Annotated in this window: 15 protein-coding genes; 12 read left to right on the forward strand and 3 right to left on the reverse strand. The window is 70.6% G+C overall.

Annotated features, from left to right (window positions below; genetic code table 11):
* The first annotated feature begins 42 nt into the window (after nucleotides 1-42).
* The 8 genes from AB6V29_RS08755 (at nucleotide 43) to AB6V29_RS08790 (ending at nucleotide 7864) form a co-directional block, all read left to right on the forward strand.
* A complete protein-coding gene (locus AB6V29_RS08755; protein WP_267789255.1) occupies nucleotides 43-438 on the forward strand; it encodes a hypothetical protein in 396 nt (131 codons plus the stop codon).
* Nucleotides 435-1739: a S8 family serine peptidase gene (locus AB6V29_RS08760; protein ID WP_307314719.1), complete on the forward strand. Its 1305-nt coding sequence runs from the start codon at nucleotides 435-437 to the stop codon at nucleotides 1737-1739. Before AB6V29_RS08755 ends, AB6V29_RS08760 begins: the two co-directional genes overlap by 4 nt.
* A 356-nt stretch (nucleotides 1740-2095) precedes the next feature.
* On the forward strand, nucleotides 2096-3145 hold the full coding sequence (locus tag AB6V29_RS08765; protein ID WP_307314717.1) for a hypothetical protein: 1050 nt from the start codon (nucleotides 2096-2098) through the stop codon (nucleotides 3143-3145).
* A gap of 45 nt (nucleotides 3146-3190) precedes the next feature.
* Nucleotides 3191-3511, forward strand: a complete 321-nt coding sequence (locus AB6V29_RS08770; RefSeq protein WP_074695998.1) for a WXG100 family type VII secretion target — start codon at nucleotides 3191-3193, stop codon at nucleotides 3509-3511.
* Entirely contained in the window at nucleotides 3508-3795 is a 288-nt protein-coding gene (locus AB6V29_RS08775; protein ID WP_103206899.1) for a WXG100 family type VII secretion target, read from the forward strand. The genes AB6V29_RS08770 and AB6V29_RS08775 overlap by 4 nt, the downstream gene beginning before the upstream one ends.
* Before the next feature lie 77 nt (nucleotides 3796-3872).
* Entirely contained in the window at nucleotides 3873-5207 is a 1335-nt protein-coding gene (gene eccD / locus AB6V29_RS08780) for a type VII secretion integral membrane protein EccD (RefSeq protein WP_369358070.1), read from the forward strand.
* A 3-nt stretch (nucleotides 5208-5210) separates the two neighbouring features.
* Nucleotides 5211-6539, forward strand: coding sequence for a type VII secretion protein EccB (gene eccB, locus AB6V29_RS08785; RefSeq protein ID WP_369358071.1), 1329 nt, complete (start codon nucleotides 5211-5213; stop codon nucleotides 6537-6539).
* A complete protein-coding gene (locus AB6V29_RS08790; RefSeq protein WP_369358073.1) occupies nucleotides 6536-7864 on the forward strand; it encodes a S8 family serine peptidase in 1329 nt (442 codons plus the stop codon). Before eccB ends, AB6V29_RS08790 begins: the two co-directional genes overlap by 4 nt.
* Before the next feature lie 70 nt (nucleotides 7865-7934).
* Here the strand turns inward: AB6V29_RS08790 and AB6V29_RS08795 are convergent, their stop codons facing one another.
* Together AB6V29_RS08795 and AB6V29_RS08800 are read right to left on the reverse strand one after the other, a co-directional pair.
* The gene (locus AB6V29_RS08795; RefSeq protein ID WP_369358075.1) at nucleotides 7935-9320 is read right to left on the reverse strand and encodes an FHA domain-containing protein; all 1386 of its coding nucleotides are present in this window, start codon (nucleotides 9318-9320) and stop codon (nucleotides 7935-7937) included.
* A 52-nt stretch (nucleotides 9321-9372) separates the two neighbouring features.
* Nucleotides 9373-9567, reverse strand: coding sequence for a hypothetical protein (locus tag AB6V29_RS08800; RefSeq protein ID WP_210072464.1), 195 nt, complete (start codon nucleotides 9565-9567; stop codon nucleotides 9373-9375).
* Between the two features lie 25 nt (nucleotides 9568-9592).
* On the opposite strand from AB6V29_RS08800, the gene AB6V29_RS08805 reads away from it, so the two are divergent.
* The 3 genes from AB6V29_RS08805 (at nucleotide 9593) to AB6V29_RS08815 (ending at nucleotide 11569) form a co-directional block, all read left to right on the forward strand.
* Entirely contained in the window at nucleotides 9593-10114 is a 522-nt protein-coding gene (locus AB6V29_RS08805) for a CGNR zinc finger domain-containing protein (RefSeq protein WP_210072465.1), read from the forward strand.
* A gap of 85 nt (nucleotides 10115-10199) precedes the next feature.
* Complete coding sequence (locus AB6V29_RS08810) at nucleotides 10200-10538, forward strand: GNAT family N-acetyltransferase (protein ID WP_210072466.1); 339 nt, start codon at nucleotides 10200-10202, stop codon at nucleotides 10536-10538.
* Nucleotides 10535-11569, forward strand: a complete 1035-nt coding sequence (locus AB6V29_RS08815) for a pirin family protein (protein ID WP_369358078.1) — start codon at nucleotides 10535-10537, stop codon at nucleotides 11567-11569. Before AB6V29_RS08810 ends, AB6V29_RS08815 begins: the two co-directional genes overlap by 4 nt.
* On the opposite strand, the gene AB6V29_RS08820 is transcribed toward AB6V29_RS08815, so the two are convergent.
* A complete protein-coding gene (locus tag AB6V29_RS08820; protein ID WP_369358079.1) occupies nucleotides 11553-15125 on the reverse strand; it encodes a S8 family serine peptidase in 3573 nt (1190 codons plus the stop codon). The two genes, AB6V29_RS08815 and AB6V29_RS08820, sit on opposite strands and share 17 nt — an antisense overlap.
* Nucleotides 15126-15331: 206 nt before the next feature.
* Between AB6V29_RS08820 and AB6V29_RS08825 the strand changes: the two genes are divergently transcribed.
* Nucleotides 15332-16573, forward strand: a complete 1242-nt coding sequence (locus AB6V29_RS08825; RefSeq protein WP_267789234.1) for an LCP family protein — start codon at nucleotides 15332-15334, stop codon at nucleotides 16571-16573.

Here is a 16573-nt window from a genome sequence, read left to right on the forward strand (position 1 = left end):
CGTCGCGTGCTCGCCGCACGCGCGTGAAGAAATGAGTGAAGTATGGGCTCCGTCATTCGGCTCGACAGCGAGTTCGTTCGCGCGAACGTGAGCAAAGTCGTTCAAACAAGCGACGAGCTCCCCGCAGCGACCATCATTAGCGTCGTCGACGGCAATGGAACCGAGCCTGCGGCCTCCCAGTTCACGCAGCTTCTCCGCACCCGTGCCGAGACACTCGGTGCACGTGTCGAAGAGGTGAGGCAATACATCGCGCAGAACGCAGCTGCCCTCTCGCAGGCCGTTCAGACGTTGGAGGAGCGGGACGAGATGAATGCGAGCGACGCACAACAGGTCACGGCGATCATCGACGCGGCATCGACGGCACCTCCGGCGGGCGTCTCGCCGGGTGCCTCTGCCGGGGGGCAGGCCGGCGTGCGCGGCGCCCTTGGCCTGCAGTGAAGCGGCATCCGCTCCGAACGTTCGGAGCAGTTCTCCTCGTCGCCGGGTTCATATCTCTAAGCGCTGCGTCCCCGACTTCGGCGGCGACGACCTCAGGGACGACCGGCCTCGACTTCTGGTGGGACAAGTACGGCGTTGATGCCGCGCATTCGGAGGGCATCACCGGCCGCGGCGTGAAGGTGGCCGTGCTGGAAGAGCAGATCAACCCGTCCCTTCCGGTGTTTGAAGGGCAGAATTTGCGCATCTCGGACAAGCCGGTATGCAAGGACCACCCTTCGATGACGTCTACCAACCCCGACAAGGGCACACGTCACGGCACGACAATGACAGCTTTGCTCATCGGCAACGGCACAGGATCCGGGGGAGTTCGCGGGATCGCTCCCGACGCTGAGGTCACTTTCTATGGGTACGGCCCGGACGATCGCCCGTGCTACCCAGATTCAGCGACCGAGACGGATATGACCGCGTGGGGCTATGGCGTCAAGCTCGCGGTCGATGACGGCGCGAAGATCGTTTACACGGCGGTAGGCATGGAGCGGCACGAAGCGGACGCACCTGCCATCGCGTACGCCATCGCCCGGGGAGTGGCACTTGTTTCTGCGACGGCCAATCCCAGCGCCGCTGACTTGCTCGGCGCACCGATCACCGATGGCGGAGACTCGCTGAATGGGGTCGTCGCCGTATCTGCGATCGGACCGGACGGAGCCCTACAGACCAGTGCGGACGGATCACCCTGGATCATTCCACAAACGACCGTGGTCGCCGGGGGCGACCGGTTCCCAGAGATCGGTACCGAATCCGGGTGGGACGGATCAGCGACGGCCACCGGGTCGTCGAATGCATCTCCCATAGTCGCAGGCATGCTTGCGCTCGCGGCTCAGAAGTTTCCGGAGAGCACGGGAAATCAACTGATCCAGGCGATGCTCGCAACGACGAACGGCGAACGACACGAGCCCTCTCGGACGGAAGACGGTTTTGGCTACGGAGCGGCGTGGCTCCCGACCCTGCTCGCCGTCGACCCGACGACGTTCCCCGATGAGACACCTCTCATGAATAAGAGCGCAGGGTTTCCGACAGCCGATCAGATCGCGGCAGCTAAGACGAACGGATATGTGGCTCCGGATCGAGGCCGAAGCTTCGACCAATACGCCGATGACAGCCCGACCAGCGGTTTCGATTTCTCATCCCTCGTGATGTGGGCCGTCATCGGGATCGTGGCCCTTGTCCTCATCGCGGCGGTCATCACCGTGCTCATCATCGTCACTCAACGCCGTAAGGCGAGAAAGGGGACATCGCCGTGACCGGTACCTGGGAACAGCGTTTGACGAACTTCGCCGAGGGAGGCCAGCCGTGGGACGTTCCCACGCGAGGCTCACTCGTCAACGGCTTGAACGCATTGCGGGAGGTTCTGAACCGCGTCGCAAGCGACCCCGGCATCACAGGAGAGGCCGGATCTGCCGCTCGGGCGAGATTCAGTGCCGCTGCGAGACAGATCGCTCAGCAAGTCACCTACGTCGAGGACGAGCTCGCTCAGCGGCTTGATCAAGCCAACGACGTTCGATCACGCGCGCGAGATGCGCTCGACACACTCCCCTCCGGCTCGCTCTCCGGGGGTCAGGAAGCTGCGGTCCGTGGCGCTGCTACCGGCGCGACTCTCATGCTGGGACCGATCTCCTTCCTCGCGGGAGAGGGGGCCGTCGGGCTGATCAACGGCTATCTGTCCGATCAACGGGAGGCCGCCGCGCGCTCCGCTATGGAGGGTTTCTCCGACGAGATGGATGCCGTCCAGGTCAGCGACCCCCCACCACTCAACTTCACCTTCTCCGAAACTGACACCGTCGAGCCAACCGGAGGCGGTACCGGTGGGGGCGGGGGTGGAGGCGGCGGACGCTCCGGTGGACGCAGTTTCGAGCAGTACCCCGACTGGGACACGTCCCCCGTCGCGACCCCCGGTGGCAACGACAATGGCAACTCGCAGCCCGATTACCACGCGATGCCGCAGCCGGGGGTCATCGGGCCGCGACCGGATGGCCCGATCCACGGCACCACCCCCATCATCGACCTCGACACCATCAAGCCCGAGCCGACTCCGGACGGCTCGATCATCGGCACCCCGAACCTGCCCGGGACCATCCCCTCGGCCCCCGGCGGAGGTCTGCTCGGCGGTTCCGGTTCCGGCGGCGCCGGAGCGGGCATCGGATCCGGTCTCGGTGCGGGCCTGATCGCCGGCGGCGGCGGCGCGGCCGCACTCGGCAGCATCGCGCGTGGCGCGGGCGCTCCCGGAGGCAGCCTGTTCAGCGGTGCGGGCGGCACGGCAGCATCCGGCGCAGCCGGGCGATCGGGCGGCCTGCTCGGCAAGACCGCCGCAGCCGGCTCCGGCCTCGGAACCCGCGGCGTCGGCGGAATGGGCGGTGCCGCCGGCGGCGGCGCACCCGCGGCATCGACGGCCAAGGGTGCCGGTATGCGCGCTGGCGGCACGGCTGGCGGCGGCGCGGCTGGCGGCGGAGCCGCCGGAGGCGGAGCCCGCGGCGCAGGATCCGGTGCCGGCAGCCGCGGCGTCGGCGGAATGGGCGGACCTGGCTCGCGCTCCGACCGTCGCGACGAGGCATCTCGTGGGCTCGGCGGTCCCATCGCGCCCCGCATGGAGGACGATGAAGAGATCGGCCCCCGGTCCGAGAACGCCCAGGCCGGCGGACGCGACGAGTGATCACGTCTTTCGACACACTGAACGGTTCCGACAGGAGAACACGACATGTCTGACCGCATTTCCGCGGAAGAGGGAGCCCTTGCCCGGGGCTCCGAGGTGGTGAACGGCGCGCACGCCGACATCGCCGACAGCACCAGGCGGGTGCTCGCGGAACTCGACGAGCTGCGCGGCAACTGGTCGGGCGACGCGGCGAGCTCGTACGGCATCCTCGTCGAGGAGTGGACGGCGGGCGCGCGGAAGCTGAACGACGTGCTCATCACCCTCAGTGCCGCGCTGCAGGCCACGGCCCGCGACCAGGAAGCCGTCGAAGAAGAGCACCGGACGACCATCCACGGTCTCGGAACGATGCTGGGAGGCCAGTCGTGAGCGACTTCCGTGTCACGCCCGAATCGCTGCACGCTGCGGCTGCCCGACTCCGCTCCGAGAGTGCGCGTATCGACGCGACCCTGGGCGGCCTCGACAGCGAGGTCGCTCGCCTGCGGGGACAGTGGGAGGGCGCCGCGCAGGCGGCGTACAACAACGCGCAGCAGCAGTGGAGCGCCACGCTCGAGCAGATGCGCGACGTGCTCCAACGCATCTCGAACGCCACCGACTCGATCGCGGACGACTACGTCTCCGCTGATCGTGCGTCGGCGGCGCGTTTCCACTGACATCCGACCCCTGACCCACCGATAGGATTTCGGGGTCTGACCGCAGGGGGCTTCGGTCCGGAAAGAGGGGGCCGCAGATGGCTGACGTCATGAATGCGACACGAGCGCTGCTGCGGCTGTCGGTGCAGAGCGAGGGACGCAGGCTCGACATTGCGATTCCGGCGCAGGTGCCGGTGATCGAGTTCCTCCCGGGCTTCGCCCGGTCCCTCGGCGTGCTCGATCCGTCGATGACCTCGGCGGGGTACGCGCTCCAGCGCTCGGACGGCACCACCGTCGACCCGTCTCGCGGGGCCGCGGCGCAGGGCATCGTCGACGGCGAAGTGCTGACCCTCGTGCGCGGAGGTCTCGTCGCCCAGCCGCGCGTCTACGACGACATCGTCGAGGCCGTCATCGACGCCACCAGCCAGCAGAACCGTCCCTGGACCACCCGCGACAACGCGCGCACAGCCCTCGCGGTCAGCCTCGCGCTGCTCGGCGTGTGCGCCGTCCTCCTGCTCGCGGCCGGTCGCGCACTCCCCTTCGGCGCTCTCGTCGCGGGCGGCGGAGCCGTCGTGCTGCTCGTCGTCTCGGCGGTCGTCTCACGACTCGGCCAGCGCGAGGCAGGTCAGGGCCTGGGGATGGCGGCATCCCTCTTCGCCGCCGTCGCCGGCTTCATCGCGATGCCCGCGTCCCTCGACATGTGGGGATTGCCGATGGCCGCCGCCGGCGGCGGAGCCTTCGTCATCGCTGGTGTCTCGCTCGCCCTCACCCGGGAGCGGGCCGAGCTGCAGCTCGCGCCCCTCGTTGCCGGCGGAGCGTTGGGCGTCACCGGAACCCTCGCCGCCTTCTTTCCCGCCCCCACCGTCTGGACCCTGATGGTCGGCGTCGTCGCCACGCTCGCGGGGGCGCTGCCCTGGCTGGCCATCGGCACCACGCGTCTTCGCGTGGTGTCGCCCCAGAGCGACGCCGAGATGTTCGCCGACCCGCAGCCGATCGACGCCGACGACGTGGCCGCCCGCGTGGCACAGGGCAAGCGCGTCCTGATGGGACTGCGCCTGGCCCTGGCCGCCGCCATCTTGGTGGCGACTCCTCTCGTCGCCGCGCAGAACGCCACCGGCGCTCTCGTGTGCGCCCTGGCGTTCGCGGGCATGATGTTCCCCTCGCGCCAGACCTTCGCCCGCTCCGGCGTGCTCACCGTCATGGCCACCGGCATCATCGGTCTCGTCGTGGCCGGGGTCGTGGCCTCGCTCGCCCAGCCGGGTCTGCGTGTGGGCATCCTCGTCGTCCTGGCCATCGCCACCGTCTGCGTCGTCACGGTCACGTTGCTCGCCCCCAAGACGCGCCTGCGGCTGATCCGCCTTGCCGACACCGCCGAGCTGCTCGTCCTGGCAGCGCTCCTGCCCCTCGCGGTCATCTCGTCCGGTCTGGCCTGACGCATGGCCACCAAGGGCGACCTGATCGAGGCGCAGAACTTCTCACGCCGCCGCCTCCTCACCGCATTCGTCAGCGGCGCCCCCGGCGGTAAAGAGCTGCAGCCGAGCTCGCCGTTGCGCGCGGTCATCGCCGCGATCGCCCTCACCGTGATCGTGGTGCTGGTCGGCGTCTTCTACGGGCTCATCCGCCCCGGCCTGCCGACCGGCTGGGAGAACGGCAAGCTCGTCCTCGTGTCCGACACCGGTGCCCGCTTCGTCACCGTCGACGGCGTGCTGCACCCCGTGATCAACACGGCCAGCGCCCGCCTGCTGCTCCCGGCGAACGAGTACGGCGTGATCTCCACTGACTCGTCGACACTCGACGGCACCCCCGTCGGTGACACCCTCGGCATCACCGGGGCTCCCGACGAATTGCCTCCGGTGTCGGGGCTGATCAACACCGGCTGGAGCGCCTGCGTCGCGGACGACGCCGGTCTCGACGTGCGCATCTCCTCGGCCGCGGGCCCGACCCCCGCCACCGACCGCGCGGTCGTCGTATCGGTCGACGGCATCCTGCACGTGGTGCAGGGCGGCCGGAGCTTTGCGGTCTCGAGCGAGGTGGCGGACGCCGTGCTCCGCGCCGCCGGGATCTCGTCCCTCTCCCCCGTGACCGTGCCGGCGTCGTGGCTCGACCTGTTCACGGCCGGTACGGCGCTCACCCCGATCACGCTGCAGAACTACGGCCAGCCCGTCGCGAACACCTCACTGCGCGTCGGCCAGGTCATCCGACAGGCCGGCGCCGCAGAAGACGAGCGATTCCTCGTGCAGACCGGCGGCGTGCTCGAATCGCTCTCGCCCCTCGCCTGGCAGCTGTACCAGTTGGGCAGCGGCGAAGCCCTCAAGGGCAAGGTGACCGAGGTGACCGCGGACGAGATCCGCAGCCTCCCCACCGCGACGCAGGGCCTCGGCGACGAGTGGCCCCGAGTCGGATTCGAGACCGTCCCCTCGGGTCAGCGTCCCTGCGCCGTGCTCACCGCCGGCGAGGGCCAGGCCACGACGACTCTGGCCACGCAACCGACCTCGACCGCCGTCACCACCGGCATCCGGGTCGATCCCAGCCACGGGGCTCTCGTGCGCGCCGGTGGACGAGGCGCCGACAACACGAGCATCCTGACACTGGTGGATGCCACGGGCACGGCGTTCCCCCTCCCGGGTGCGACCGACGACACCATCGCGCGCCTGGGCTACTCGACGAACGACGTCGGCTCGATCCCCGATGGGTGGACCGCTCTCCTGCGCACCGGCCCCTCGCTGAGCGAGAGCGCGGCGCAGCAGACGCCGGAGACGAAGTGACCCTGCGCTCCCGCGCCGCTCGCCTCGCAGCCCTCGCTGCCGCGGCGGGGGTGGTGCTGATCGGCATCCCGTCGCCGGCATCCGCCGTCGGTCCCTCGACCGGCGTGCGGACGGCGACGACGCAGAGCCAGTGCACCGCCTCGACGCGTATCCCCGACGCGCCCACCGCGCTCACGTCGCTGCAGAGCTCGTCGGCGTGGCCCCTCACCCGCGGGGCGGGCGTGACCGTCGCCGTCGTCGATTCGGGCGTCGCGGTCAACCCGCACCTCGACGCGTCGGTGCTTCCGGGCGTCAACCTCGTCCCCGACGGCACCGACGCCTCCGGACGCACCGACAACTACGCGCACGGCACCGTGATCGCCGGTCAGATCGCCGCCCAGCTGATCTCCGGTTCAGGAGTCGAGGGACTGGCACCCGACGCGAAGATCCTGCCCGTGCGGGTCTACGCCGGCATCGAGAAACAGCTCGTCGAGGCGGGGTTCGGCCCGAACACCGCGCGGATGGCCGACGGCATCCGCTACGCCGCCGATCAGGGCGCGCAGATCATCAACGTCTCGATCAGCACGAGCGAGAAGAACGCGGCGCTCGCGGATGCCGTGGCCTACGCGCAGCAACGCGGCAGCCTGGTCGTCGCGAGCGCCGGCAATCGCTCGAACAACGACTCCCCCGAGCAGGACGACAAGGACGGCGCGCGTTACCCCGCGGGCTTCTCCGGCGTCATCGGGGTCGCCGCCGTCGGGTCGGGCGGTGTCGTCACGAAGGCGAGCATCCACGGACCCCACGTGAGCCTCTCCGCTCCCGGTCAGGCGGTCGCCTCGTCATGGCCCCTGGGCGGCGATTGCGTCGTCGGGGCCGACGAACCCGCGACGAGCTGGGCCACGGCCTACGTATCGGCCGCCGCGGCGCTCGTGGCGTCCGCGCACCCCACCGAGACCCCCGCCCAGTGGGCGTACCGGCTCGAGGCGACCGCCGTCCGCGCGCAGCCCGACACGCGCTCCAACATCTCCGGATGGGGCGTCGTGCAGCCCTACGACGCGATCGTGATGGTTCCGGGGACGGGCCTGCGGGGTCCGAAGAGCCCCTTCGTCGCCGCCAGCCCCTCCGCCTCCCCCACCGCGACCCCCGAGGCGGTCTTGGTGGTCATCGGACCGGGACCGGATGCCGCGGCCATCACGACCGCGACGGGCATCGGCGTGGCCGGACTCGTCGCACTCGGCGCGATCGGTGCTCTCGCGATCTACGTCAGTCGCCGTCGCGAGGAGGCGGCTCCCCGCCGCGCCGCCCCCACGGGCCGCGGGCTCTACGGGCCCGAAGAGCAGGAATAGCTCAGCGGCGGCAGGAGCCCACCGGCCGCGAGCCCCATCGGCACGATCCGTGAATCGGTCGCCGTCGCACTCAGACGGTCGCCGGCCGCAGCTCGACACGCGCGTCTCCGAGACGGAAGCGCGAGGTCGCGATCGCGGAGGCACCTCCCGGAACGCGCTCGGTGCGCCCGTCGTCGTGGATGAGGGTCACCCCGTTCGTCGAGTCGAGGTCGGTGATGCTCCAGCCCGTGACCGTCCACTCGAGTCGTGCGTGCTGCTTCGACATCGTCCGGGTGTCGTCGGCGACGGCGATGTATTGCACCGCGTCTTCGCCGTTCCCCGGCTTGCGCCCCAGAATCACCGTGCGACTGGTCAGCGCGACGCGGCTGCCGTCGGGCAGGGCGAGGGTCCACTCGCCGCGCCGGCGCGAGCGCGGACGGGCCGTCTGCGTCAGCTCGTCGAGGGGAGCCGCCGCCGCATCGCCGTCGGTCTGAGGGGCGGCCGTGGCGTCCGTGGTCTCGGCCACACGGTCGAAGCCGGTGTCATCGGGCGAGGGCGCCTGAGACGCGTCGGAGGAAGCCTGCTGCGCGGGCGCAGCGGTCGGAACGGGCGACGAGGTCGCGGCGGGAGCGGCCTCTGCCGGTGCGGGAGCCGTGGGCGCCTGCACGCCGGGGGCGGCGGAAGCCGGCTGAGCCGCAGCCGGAGACGCCGGAGCAGGTGCCGACGCAGACGGGGGAGCCGCGACCCCCGCCGCCCCCGTGTCGAGGGCCGCGGCAGCGATCGGTGTCGCCGGTGCGCGGGTCAGCGCCGGCTCGGACCCCCCGTTCGACGCGGGCGTGTGCGCCGCGCCCGCCGGGACGACGCCCGGATCGGCGTCCTCCGCAGCCGTCGACCGGCGTCGCGAGGGGTGGAGGGACGTGCGCTCGAGGTCCTCGTCGATGTCGACCGGCCCGGGCAGCACGGGCACCGCGACCGGCTCGACCACGACGGCCGTCGAGCGGCGCCGACCGGCGGTCGCGACCTCGGCCGCGCTCGTCCCGGGAATGGTGGTGATCGGGCCGGATGCCGTCTCACTCAGAACGATCGGACGTTCGTCGGCGGTGTCGCCGGCAGGCGCGGCATCCGTTCGAGGACGCGCCGAGAGGATCGTGGCCCACACGGGCGGGAAGATCACGGCGAGAGCGGTCGTGCCCGCTCCGCGCCCCGCGGCCTGCCCGATGCGGTGGGCGGCGGTCGCCTTGAGGACGAGACCGTAGATGTTGACGCCGGGAACCACGAGGAGGACGGCGCGGACGGGGTCGAGGCGACCGAGGCGGAAGATCTCGGCCTCGTTGAGCAGCGGGATCCAGGCGCGCCAGGGCTCTCCCCCGTGCGCGGCGAAGACGCGCGACAGTCCGATGGCGTACCAGACGTACAGCGCGATCACCGGCACGAGAATCGCGCCCGCGATCGCGGCGATAAGGCTCAGAACAAGCATGCGTCCCCCGTCGGCAGTCTGCTTCGACGCTACCGTGCGGTGCGGCGCCCCGTCAGCCGATTTCACGCGTCAGCGCGCTCGGGGGAACGACCGACGCCGCGTCGATGTCCACGCGCCGCGCGCAGCAGCGCGTGCACCGCACGTACCGCAGGAGTCCCTCGCTCGTCCGGTGCGTCGACTCCGTGAGCCAGGCGTGCTCGTGGAGGGATGCCGGGGCGATTACCGGGAGGGTGCGCGAGGAGGTCATGACCCCAGCGTGATGTAATGCCGTTATGCATCTCAACCCTTACGGCGAGTACGCGGTCCTGCTCGCCGCCTCGCTCGCGAACGACTGGCCCGCCGATCGCGACGGGATCGAGCGCCGCACGATCGAGATGGGGATGACGATGACGTTCCCCGTGGCATCCGACGATCACGAGCGCACCCGGGCCGTCATCGACGACTGGCTGCACGTCGTCGACGAGACCGATCCCGACGCGCGGGCGGCCCTGCTCAACGCCCAGATGGCGGCCGTCACCGCCTACCCGCGCCTCACCGATCACGACGGCGAGGGGTGGCACCTGCACTATCGCGACAGCGACGAAGCCCTGCCCCGCGTGCTCGCCGCCGTGATCTCGGTCGGCACCTCGCTGCACCTGGTCACGCGCGGCATGAACCGCCTCTCCCGCTGCGCGGCCGATCCCTGCACGAACGTCGTCGTCGACGTCACCCGCAACGGTCGTCAGCGCTATTGCTCGGTGCGCTGCGCCAACCGCGCCGCCGTGCGGCGACACCGCTCGCGCGAGGCGTCGTAGCAAACTCCCTCGGGTATTCCGCGGGGATGGCGGAACACCCGCACGCGCACGTACGTTGCTGTCGTTACCGACGACAGGAGACCCCATGGCCGACGAACTGACCGTGACCCGCAACGACGACGCCCGCCGCTACGAGATCCACGTGGGCGACGAGCTCGGCGGCTTCCTCGAGTTCCGCGCGATCGACGACGACCGCACCGTGCTCCCCCACACCGAGATCGACCCGTCGTTCAAGGGCCGCGGCCTCGGCTCGGCCCTCGCCGGCGAAGCGCTGTCCGACCTCGCCCGACGCGGCGGCAGCGTCATCCCCTCGTGCCCCTTCGTGGCGCACTACCTGCGCGAGCACGACGTGGCCGGCCTGGTGGTCGAATGGCCGAACGACGACGACGCCGCCGACTCGGCGGCACCCGGCGAACCCGCGTGACCCGGCTCGACGTCGCTCCCCCCGAGACCGAGGGACCTGTCGACTGCGACGGCCCACGCGCCCTCGTGGTGGCGGCGCGAGAGGTGCCGCTGGGCGGCGTGCGCGGCATGGAGGTGCACCGCACCCTCCCCCACCGCGCGCTGCCCATGGTCGGCGCGTGGTGCTTCCTCGACCGCTTCGGCCCGCAGGACACCCTCATGCGCGTCGAACCGCACCCGCACATCGGCCTGCAGACGGTGACGTGGCCGATCGTCGGCGAGGTGAGACATCGGGATGCCGTGGGCAGCGACGTCGTCGTGCGCCCCGGGGCCCTCAACCTCATGACCAGCGGCGCCGGCATCGCGCACTCCGAGTACTCGGTGGGCGAGGGGCCGATCCCGCTCGACGCCCTGCAGCTCTGGGTGGCGCTTCCCGAGTCCCGTCGTCACGGCGAGCCCGCGTTCGAGCGCCACGAAGACCTCCCCGTGCTCGATCTCGGCGAGGGCGCCGACGCGGTCGTCGTGATGGGCGAGCTCGGCGGGACCACTTCGCCCGCGACCGTACACACCCCCCTCGTCGGCGCCGAACTACGCCTGCCTGCGGGAGTCGCGGTGCGCATCCCCCTCCGTCTCGACTGGGAGTACGCGGTCTACGGCATGACGGGAACCGTCGAGGCGGTGACGGGAATGGATGCCGTCGACGCCGACGCGGCGAGACGCCCGGGCTCTGCGCCGGAGGCGGGGCCCACGGCATCCATCGATCACACCCGACTGGTCTACCTCGGAAAGGGCCGCGACCACCTCGAGCTGCGCAGCGAAGACGATGCGCGCGTGTTCCTGCTCGGTGGGCAGCCGTTCGAGGCCGACATCGTCATGTGGTGGAACTTCGTGGGCCGATCGCACGACGAGATCGTCGCAGCTCGCGAAGCCTGGGAAGCGGGTACGGCCCGCTTCGGGCCCGTGATCGACCACGGGCCCGAGCGCATCCCGGCCCCGCCACTGCCGGCGGTGAAGCTCACACCGCGTCGATCGAGGGCTACCGCAACACGATGAACGCGCTGCTCGCGCGTGACGACTCCACCGTCGCGCTGCCGCCGTAGACCGCCTTCACGAGCTTGACCCCGCGCGTCTGCGGATCGAGGGCAATGGTCGCCTTCCCGTCCTGCAGGGTTGCGACGTAGTCCTTGCCCGCCACGGTGACGGTCACATCGCCTTGGGGTGCGGGACCGCTGAGCGGCCGCACCTTGACAGTCAGCGTGTACGCGTCGCCGGTGCGACCGACCCAGGGGTCGACGGTGACCGTCGTGAACGACCCGACGACGATCGGCACCCCGGCGCTGTCGGCGGTCGCCGTCAGCCCGTTGGCCGGAGACGTCGCCGTGACTCGCACGGCGAGTACGCGCCCGAGGTCGGCGCGCTGCACCCGGTACGACGCCGACGTGGCGCCGTTCACGGGCTCGCCATCGCGCAGCCACTGGTACGTCGTGGTGACGTCGGCCGGGTTCCACGTGCCGGGGGTGGCCGTGAGGGTGCGTCCGAGCTTCGCCGTGCCCGAGATCGTCGGGGCATCGACGATCGCCGGAGCGGCTTCCCCCGAGTCGACGGTCAGCACCGTCTGCACGTCGGAGTCGCCGTACCGCACGAGGCCGAGGTAGCGGGTCTGCGCCGCGAGTCCCTGCCACGACAGGTCGTACGACACCGCCGCGCCCTGCTCGACGGGGATCGGGTTCGGCGTCGCCGTCAGCTGCCCCTCTCCGCCGGGGGTGACGTTCGCGTAGGTCATGTCCCACGTGAACGGTCCCGTCGACGAGTACAGGTTGGCCTCGATGAGGTACGTCCCCGCAGTGGGGTTCGGCAGCGTCACCCGCTCGTCGGCCGAGGCCGTCGCCGAGGTGAAGCGCTCGTAGTACCGCAGGTCGTCGGGGCTGACCACGCGCGAGACGAACAGATCCAGGTCGCTCCCGGTGTCGTCCGACGAGTCGAGGTCGAAGCGCGAGAGGGTCGTCCCCTCGGGCACGTCGACGGTCCACCGCACATAGCCGTCGGCGTCACCGGAATCCTGGTTTCCGGTGTGACCCTCGACGGGATTGCCCGGGTCGGTCAGCAGCGTCTGAGCCGCGAGGCCCGATACCGTCAGCGGCAGCTCTCCGCCGACGCCCGGGAGGATCTCGACCTTCGTCGAGCCGGACAGGCCCGTACCCGAGACCTCGGCCGGAGCCTCGGCGGTCGCGGGGCGGATGGCGATCGGCGAGCGCACCTGAGTGCCGTCGCCGACCCAGGTGAGGAAGCCGCTCGTCCACTGCTCGGCCGCGGCGTCCGTGCGCGAGAACGTCACGGTGAACGTCTTCTGCTCCCCGGCCGCACCGAACTCGAGCGTCGACGGCTCGACCGTGGCATCCACCCCGGGGACGTCGACGGATGCCGAGAACGTGCCGGCCTTCGTCGAGGTGACCGTGCGCGTGACGGTCTGCGGCTTCGCCAGCGAACCGATCGAGATCGACGCGAGGTTGAGGTCGCTGCCGTCGATCGGGGCGACGCCGAAGTCCTCGAGGCCCTTGCCCTGCAGGAACGCCGCCCAGTCGGCCGGACCGTTGAGATACAGCAGGCCGGGATCGAAATACTTCGTCGGGTCCACGTGCCCCGCGCCCTGCGCGAAGGGATCCTGTGCGGGAGCGCCCTCGGCGTCGACGGTGTCGTACGCGGTGGTCATCATCGCGGACTTCACCTCGGCCGGGGTCGCGAGCGGACGCTCGCCCAGGTACAGCGCGCCGAGACCGGCGACGTGCGGCGACGACATCGACGTCCCCGAGAGGAACTCGAACGTCGGGGTGGCGCCGGGGGCGTTCGCTGCGGCGGCGAGGATCGCGACACCGGGAGCCGACACGTCGGGCTTCAGGATGTCGCTGCCGTCGGCGAGCATGGGACCGCGGCTCGAGAAGCCCGCGACCTGCGGCGTCGGCGTCTCGACACCCGTGACGTTCTCGCCCACGAGGGTCGCGGTGGCATCCGCCGTGCCGCGCACGTAGGCGAGCAGCGCGTCGCGGTAGCGCGCATCGATGTGCACGGTGGGCACCGAGTGGAAGTCGTTGTCGACCGAGGCGGGGGTTACGTTGACGAGGATCATGCCCACACCGCCGGCGTCCTTGACGGCCTGCGACTTCTCGACACGCGCGTTCTGACCGCGGTCGCACACGACGATCTTGCCCGCGGCCTTCGCGGGGTCGAGCGATCCGATCAGGCACAGCGCAGCGCCCGCGGGATCGGCTCCGGATGCCGCGATGTCACCCGCGTAGACCACAGGGGCCGTCACGTCCTGACCTTCGCGGACCGACACCGTGGCACCGGCGGCCTGGAAACCGTCGGCCAGCTTCACGGTTCCCTCGTAGGTGGGGATCGTCGAGGCTGCGACCGTCGTGTACCAGGGCGAGGCGTGGTCGGCGGTCGAGGCGCCGGGACCGGAGTTACCCGCCGAGACCGAGACGAAGACGCCCGCCGCGGCGGCGTTGAAGAACGCCTGGTCCTCGAGCGAGAGGGTCGTGGTGGCGGCGCCACCGCCGATCGAGTAGTTGATGACGTCGACGCCGTCGGAGACCGCGGCGTTGATCGCGCCGAGCAGGTCGCTCAGGGCGCAGACGTCGTCGGTGGTGACGAGGGGGTCGGGCCCCGCCCAGCACGCCTTGTACGCGGCGACCTTGGCGGCCGGAGCGACCCCGGAGATGGCGCCGAAGTCGACGCCCTCCACGCTGGCGTCGACACCGTTGTTGCCCGCCGCGGTGCTCGCGGTGTGGGAGCCGTGCGCGTCGCCGTCGCGCGGCGAGCGGTAGTCGGCCTCGAAGGTGAACCCGGTGGCCGCGGCACCCTGGTCGAAGTAGCGCGCGCCGACCAGCTTGGTCGAGTAGTCGGAGAGCGACCAGCCGTTGCCCTCCGCCACGCGCGGCGAGCGGAAGTCGGTGCCGTCGCCCTTGCGGAACACCACGTCGTTGCCGTCGAGGTAGGGCTGGGAACCGGCGGCGGTGCCGAGCGGCTCGCCCGCGAACGCCGGGTTCTCAGGGGCGATGCCGGTGTCGACCACGCCGACGACGACGCCTTCGCCCGCGGAGCCGATGCCGCCGATCCGGTTCCAGACGCCGTTGTCGCCCTCGAGGCCGAGGAACTCGGTGGACGGGACCGCGACCGGGTGGCGGATCTCGTCGGGGACGACCTTCTGCACGCCCTTGGTCGCGGCGAGCTTGGCCGCCTGGTTCGGGTTCATGCTCGCGCTGAAGCCGTTGACGGCGATCGTGTAGGAGTTGTCGGGGCGGACGCCCGCCTCGTCGGCGACGTTCTGCTGGCGCTCCTCGAGGAAGGCGGAGTATTCGCGCACCTGCGGGGAATCGGTATCGAGCCGCGCCTCGTCGGACTTGGTGGCGTCGAGACCCGGCTCGCCGCCGTCGTAGGTGGCGACGGGGGCCTCGTCGAGCACGACGATGTACCGGCCGGTGGCCGATTCGATGGGTGTGGGGGGCGTCACCCCCTCGCCCACTTCGGCAGCCTGAACGGCTGTGGCTCCGGCAACGGTGAACAGTCCGGCCAGGGAAATGGCCGCGACCGAACGCAGGGTTCGACCCATCGTGCGCTCCAAACGGGGGGATGAATTGAGCGATCTGCGCGGCAACGGTGGCGCGCGTTGCACAAACATAACTCAGAGCGCTTTCATCACCAACGTTCAGTTTGGACGGCGTCCGAAAACGACGATCGTCGGCCCGCCCCGCCAGGCGTCGCGCCGGGGTCTCGGCATCCCGTCCCCCTAGACTCGACGAAACCCGAGGAGGAGCCATGCCCCGGCGCCGTCGCACCGTCGCGCAGCACGCCCGCCTGCGTTCGCCGAACCCGCTCGGCCAGCTCGCGAAGCTCCTCGCCGTCGCCGCGGTGGTCGGTGTCGTCGCAGCGATCGGAGTCGTGTCGTACACGGCGTACGACCTCACGGCCGACTTCGTCGAAGAGGCCGTCGTCGTCGAGAACCAGCCGGCCGTCCCGCCCGACCTCGGGGCGCTCTCGGGCGGGGTGAACATGATGCTCGTCGGCATCGACGAATGCGAAGAAGAGCTCATCGCCCTCTTGGGCGACCGGTGCGGGGGTGCGGACGCGGGCGGACGCCTGAACGACGTGAACATCCTCCTGCACATCTCGGAAGAGCCCCGGAAGGTCACGGTCGTCTCGTTCCCGCGCGACCTCATCTTCGACGCCCCCGCGTGCGACACCGCCGACGGGGGTCGCTTCGGCGGCGGCACCCTGCAGATCAACGAGCTCTACACCTACGGCGGACTCTCGTGCGTGATCACCGCCATCTCCGACATGAGCGGCCAGCAGATCCAATTCGGCGCGATGGTCACCTTCGGCGGCGTCATCGAGATCACCAACGCGATCGGCGGCGTCGAGATCTGCCTCGCGAGCGACATGCGCGACGCGAACACGGGCATCGACTGGGAAGCGGGACCGCGGACCATCCAGGGCCTCGAGGCGCTGCAGTTCCTCCGCACCCGATACGGAGTGGGCGGCAGCGACCTGGCCCGCGTGAGCAATCAGCAGCAGTACATGTCTCGCCTGGCGCGCAAGCTCGTCAGCGAGGAGGTGCTGTCGAACCCCTCGACGGTGCTGCGCTTGGCTTCGACGGGCCTTCGAAACGTCACGCCGACGCAGAGCCTGACGAATCCGCTGACCCTCGTCCAGGTCGCGTCCGCGGTGAAGGACGTGCCGTTCGAAGACATCGTCTTCGTTCAGTATCCGACCGTCACCGCCCGCTCGGATGCCAATCGCGTGGAGCCCGACGACGCCGCGGCCGAGGTGCTCTGGGACGCGTTGCGCGAGAACCGTTCCATCGAAGTGACCGGAGGGGTGTCGGTCAACGACGGTACGGTCATCGCCGAACCGACCCCGGGAGAGCAGGTGTCGCCCACGGAAGATCCCGCGGTCGAGCCGGGCGAGGTCGATCCCCGCACGGGCGCCATCGCCCTCCCACCCGCCATCACCGGCTCTAGCGCCGCGCAGCAGACCTGCAGCGCGGGTGTCGTCAACTGA

It is taken from the genome of Microbacterium sp. 20-116, assembly GCF_041079415.1.
GTDB lineage: Bacteria > Actinomycetota > Actinomycetes > Actinomycetales > Microbacteriaceae > Microbacterium.